1 protein-coding gene is annotated in these 6,558 nt (G+C 38.6%); it reads left to right on the top strand.

Features of this window, described 5'->3' with window-relative positions:
* Window positions 1-6,537, top strand: a 6,537-nt coding sequence (locus tag F6K18_RS08260) for an Ig-like domain-containing protein (RefSeq protein ID WP_287520022.1), incomplete at its 5' end; no start/stop codon positions are given.
* Between the last annotated feature and the right edge of the window lie 21 nt (window positions 6,538-6,558).

Below are 6,558 nucleotides of genomic sequence, written 5' to 3'. Positions count from 1 at the left end.
CCAAACGCCATAACAAATACAGACGGCACTTACACCATTAACAATATCCCAGCAGGAAATTACACAGTTAGGGAAGTACAACAAACAGGTTTCACTCAAACTACACCAGACCCCATTGTTACAGTAGTAGCAGACCAAAATATCTCCAATATCAATTTCGGAAATTTCCAACAGGAGACTGTTGATGCTTTTATTGTTAACAGCATAGGGGATGAAGGAGATGCCAACTTAAATGATGGAGTTCCCCTAACAGCAACGGGTGTAGTTACGCTCAGGTCTGCTATCGAACAAGCAAACTTCTTGCCGGGTGAGAATACAATAGACTTCGACCCGAATATACTATTTGGTCAAACAATTACTCTAAATACTCAACTAGATATTACCAGCGATATTATTATTAATGGGTTAGGGGCAAATAATCTGACTATTAGCGGTAACAATACCAGTCGTGTTTTCAATATTCAAGCACCCCCACCACCAATAATTGACGCTCCAATTTTGAATGCCTTGCAATTAAATACTGTATTGCCAACAGTTACTATTAGCGGTCTAACTATTACTGATGGAGTAGTTGGTAACGAAGGTGGAGGAGGTATCAGAAATATTGAAGGGAATGTGACATTAGCAAATAGTACAGTCACAGGTAATACAGCTATTTCAGGAGGAGGAGTATATACTAGAGGTGGGACTTTAACGATCGGTAATAGTCTCATTTCTAATAACACTGCTAGTTTTGGAGCTGGCATTATTAATAATAATACTTTCGCTTCTGATACTTATGGCAACTCTATTTTAGTTAACACAGGTGTCCTAGAAGTAAATAACACGACCATCAGTAATAACATAGCTACAAATGCTGAACTAAGTGGTGGTGGTATTGATAACGATGGTATTGCTACAGTTAATGACAGTAGTGTTTCTGGAAATACTTCGGGTTTTGATGGTGGCGGTATTTATAATAATGGTACAGCTACAGTTACTAATAGCAGTATTTCTGAGAATGTTGCTAGTCGTTTTGGTGGAAGTATCAATAATGATGGTACAGTTACAGTGACTGACAGTACTATTTCTGGCAACAGTGCAAATGCTAGTGGTGGAAGTATCAATAATGATGGTACAGCTACAGTTACTAACAGTACTATTTCTGGCAACAGTGCAAATGCTAGTGGTGGTGGTATTTATAATAATGGTCGTAATACTTTCTATGATGGGATTAACTTTGTTGGAGCTACTGCCACAATTACTAACAGTACTATTACTCAAAATATTGCTGACAATGATGGCGACAACATTGGGAATGGTGGTAGGATTACTAATGTTGGGACTGTTAATGTTAGCAACAGTATTATTGCTGGAAATTTTGATGCTTCATCAACAATTATTCTGTCGGATGTTTCAGAGAATTTCAACGACACTTTAGTAGGAGTTTTTAATAGCAATGATTCTAACCTGGTTGGCGATCTTCTTGGCAGTAGCGGTTTTGCTCCTAGTGAAGTATTGCAGGTTCCAGTGAGTTCTGTACTCGATCCAAATTTAGTCAATAATGGTGGTTCGACGTTAACCCATGCTTTAATTCAGGATATTAATAACCCTGCCATTGATGGGGGAAATAATGCTAATATTCTGCCTGGGGTACAATTTGACCAACGTGGTAATGGTTTTCCCCGGACTCTTGATGGTGATGGAGATGGTATAGCAGTTGTTGATGTCGGTGCGTTTGAAGCATCTCAGATAGAAACAGAACTATTGGTCAATATTAGCGGTACAAAATTTAACGACCTCGATAATGATGGTAGCTTAGATATTGGCGAACCGAGTTTGCCAGGGGTTACTGTCTATATTGACATCAATAATAATAATTTTCCCGACAACGATGAACCGACAGCAGTAACAGATGCTTTTGGTTTCTATTCCTTTAATAATATTAGTCTATTACCAGATACATATAATATTCGAGATATTCCACCTACTGGTTTTATTCAAGTTGCTCCAATTCCTACTATTACGGTTGATATTGCATCTACAAATTTTCCAAATTTTAATATTGCAAATATTGAGGTCAGTTCTTTCATCGTTAATGATACGAGGGATGCAGGAGACCTTATTCCCGGAAATGGAATAGTTGAAACTGCTCTTGGGGATAATATAGTTACATTGAGAGCAGCAATTGAAGAAGCTAATGCTTTCCCTGGTGAAAATACAATTGAATTCGAGTCTAGTTTATCCGGTCAAACAATTACTCTGTCAAATGCTGAACTAGATATTACTAGCAATATTATTATTAATGGTCTAGGAGCAAATAATCTGACTATTAGCGGTAATAATGCCAGTCGTATTTTTGATCTTCAAGAGTCAACAGTTACTATTAATGATTTAGCGATCGCTGAGGGATTTGTTTTTGGTGACGAAGAAGGAGGAGGTATCAGAAATATTGGTGGTATTGTCACGGTAAATAATAGTACCATCAGAAATAGTCAAGGATTCAATGGTGGTGGTATTTCTAACAAGGACGGTGTACTCACAGTCAACAATAGCACCGTATCTGGTAATAACAGTAGTGGTAATGGTGGTGCTATATCTAGTCAAGGTGGTGCTGATGGCGAACTGACAATTAATAATAGTACAATTTCGGGCAATACAAGTATTGGTTTAGGTGGAGGAATATATATAAATACTCCAGCATCAATTAGCGATATTGTTAGCAACACAATTGTTTTAAATACAGCTATTGACGGAGGTGGTGTGTTTATAGCAGGTGGTGCTACTCGAATTGAGCAAAGTATTATTGTGGGGAATAATAGCAATAATGTATCAGGAAGTTTTTTGGGCATTGAGAATGTTATAGATGTTCCCATTGAGTCGGTACTAGAAACTGCTCTACAAAATAATGGTGGTCCGACGGAAACCCATAACTTAATTCCAGGTAGTCCTGCTATTGATACTGCTCTGGGCAATACTTTTAATCTGGATCAGAGGGGAATTCAACGACCTATTGATGGAGATGGAGATGGTAGTGCTATTGCAGATATTGGTGCAGTTGAAGCATCTCAAATAACACCTGTAGGCAGCATCAGTGGGATAAAATTCAACGACCTTGACAGTGATGGTTTTTTTGATGCAGGGGAACCAGGGTTAGCGGGTGTAACAATTTACCTAGACCTCAATGAAAACCAACAATTCGACCCAGAGGAACCATCTGAAATTACAAATGATACTGGGAATTATAGTTTCAGTAACCTAAACTCTGGTACATATAACGTTCGGGAAGTTGTACCAGAAAATTTCAGACCGACTCTTGCTCCAGAAACACCAATTACTATTACTGCTGCTGGGGAAAATTTCACCAATATTAATTTCGGTAACACTACTAACATTGCCGGAATTTCTATTACTCAAACAGGTGGCATTACTGATGTCGCAGAGGAAGGAACTACGAGTGACACTTATGAAATTGCTCTTAATAGTATTCCTACTGCTCCAGTTGATATGACAATTATTTCGGATGGTCAGACAGTTCTCAGTGATGTTGATGAAACACTAAGCAATACAATTAACCTCACATTTAATGACTTAACTCCTCAAACCGTTACTGTTACAGCAGTAGATAATGAAATAGAAGATCCTGATATTAGCAATATTACCCATACTATTAGCAGTAATGACGAAAACTATAATGGCGCGAATGTACCATTTACTATAGATGACATTCCCAGTAACAATATACTCCCTGTCAATATTATTGATAGCGACATTGAAAATTTAGCTCCAGACGCTATAGATGATACAGCTTTCACTACAGTTAATAACCAGGTAAATATAGATGTCCTAGATAACGATACAGACCCCGAACTCGACCAGATCGATATTATTGATTTTGATGCAACTTCTACAGCAGGTGGTACAGTTACTCTCAGCACCGATGAAAATGAAAATCCCTCCTTATTATTATACTTTCCTCCCGATGGGTTCATAGGTGAAGACACATTTACCTATACGATTAGTGACGGTAATAATAATACAGACATCGCCACCGTTACTATTAATGTTATATCACCAGGAGAACAGCGTCCAATAGCTAACTCTGATACTGCCACGACAACTCAAGGTAACCCTGTAACTATTAATGTTCTCGAAAATGACACTGACCCCCAAGACAGTCCGGTAGAGATTTTGGCAACGACCGACCCAAGCAATGGAGCGATCGCTAATAACAACAATGGTACAATTACCTACACGCCATTACCAGAAGCGATCGGTGAAGATACATTTACCTACACTATTATTGACCCCGAAGGAAATATTTCCGAACCTGCAACGGTAACTGTGGCAGTTGACCCCCTCCCTCCAGGTAGTATCAGTGGCACAATATTCGACGACCTCAATAATAATGAGATTATCGACCCTGGAGAAACTGGACTCAATAATGTCAGTGTAACTCTCAGTGGAATTGAGAACGATATTCCGATCCAACAAACAACTGTTACTGACTCATCAGGTATTTACAATTTCTCTAATTTATTACCAAATATTGAATATACTCTCACAGCAGTTCGTTCTCCCGACCTACCTCTGCAAGAGTTTCCATTTCCTGTAACTATTCCTGCTGGTCAGAGTGCTAGTAATATTAACTTTGCCTACGATGTATCAGACCAACAAATTCCCATCGCCGAAAATGACACCGCCTCTACTACAGCAAATACTCCCATAACTATAGATGTCTTAGCGAACGACACAGGAGAATCTCTCAATATTATTACTGTAGATAATTTCACCACCGCAGGAAATAATGCCACTATCAATAACAACCAAATTATCTATACCCCATTACCAGAGTTCAGTGGGACAGATACTTTTACTTACGAAATTTCAGATGGCAATAATAATACTCCTAACTCTAGCGCTACAGTTACCATTACAGTCACACCAAACCAAGTAGTTCCCATAGCTGAAAATGACACCGCCTCTACTACTGCAAATACTCCCATAACTATAGATGTCTTAGCAAACGATACAGGAGAATTTCTCAATATTATTACTGTAGATAATTTCACCACCGCAGGAAATAATGCCACTATCAATAACAACCAAATTATCTATACCCCATTACCAGAGTTCAGTGGGACAGATACTTTTACTTACGAAATTTCAGATGGCAATAATAATACTCCTAACTCTAGCGCTACAGTTAATGTGACTGTAGACTCCCCACCTTCCGGCAGTATTAGTGGAATTATATTTAACGACACTAACCAAAATGGTTTTCTCGAACTAGGAGAAACAGCATTATCAGGTGTCACAGTTTTTATAGATACCAATCAAAATGGCATTCCTGACCCCAACGAACAAACAGCAGTTACAAACCAGTCTGGTCTATACACTTTATCTAACTTATTACCAAATACTTATACCGTCAGAACCATTACTCCTCAACCTGATGCTACTCTCACAACTCAAGAGTTTTCTGTCACCCTGTCTTCTGGGGAAAACCTCAATAATATTGACTTTGGTTATAGCACTGCCAACCCAGGTATTCTCCAATTTAGCAATCCCACTTTTAGCGTGACAGAAAATGAACCCACTGCTACAGTTACAGTTATTCGTACTGGTGGAAATGATGGAGTAGTTAGTGCCAATATTAACCTTTCCAATGGCACAGCAACTCAGGGTATTGATTATGGCAACCCTGTTCCTGAAACTATTTTCTTTGCAGATGAGCAAACCCAACAAACTATTAATATTCCTATTGTGAATGACAACTCAGTCGAAAATACGGAAACTGTCAATTTAAGTTTAAGTAACGCTACAGGTGGAGCGACTATTGGTCAACCTGCTACTTTAGAAATTATTGATGATGATGAAATTATATCCTCACCACCTCCACCTTTTACTACTAGGGTGTTGGGTTTTGATGGTGAATTTAACAATTTTGATTTTGTGAGGTCTGTTCAAGTTAATCCCCCTCAAGGTCCTGCGAACCTACGATTTTCTCCTAATACTGTAGCTTTAGTAAGCAGGAATCAAGGAGGTCAAGGAAGATTTGATGGTACTACTAACAATAGTACTGTTATTGCCTACGATATACCAGACCGACAATTCGGGTTTGAGTTAGATGCTATTGTCATTGATTTAGCTGAAGTTATCGAGCGGATAGGTGAAATTGAGTTTGGTAATTTTTCGTTGGATTATGCTTCTCCTAACAGAAGTCACAATGTGAGGTTTTTCAATGAAAGTCGTCAAGATATTGGCCAAGGAGCAACTTTAAGTCGGACTATTCCGGTTCCTGGCCAACCAAATAATTTTAGTAACTTTAGCCGTCAAGGTATTTCAATTCCAGAGGATACCCAGTTTATTGCCATTGGCAGTGAATCTACGGAAATTGGAATTGATAATTTGCAGTTTACATTACAACCAAAGGGAGACAGCGATCGCTCCTTTAGTCAAATAAGTCTAGCATCTATGCCTGATACTCAGTTAGTTGGGAACATTACTACCATTGATAGTTTACTAGATAGTATGTTTTTTGCTTCAGCTATCTAGTGGTCAAGAGGGAATTAACGG

The sequence above is a fragment of the Okeania sp. SIO2C2 genome, assembly GCF_010692625.1.
In the GTDB taxonomy this organism is placed as follows: Bacteria; Cyanobacteriota; Cyanobacteriia; order Cyanobacteriales; family Microcoleaceae; genus Okeania; species Okeania hirsuta.
This window is presented reverse-complemented; position numbering and strand designations above follow the sequence as displayed.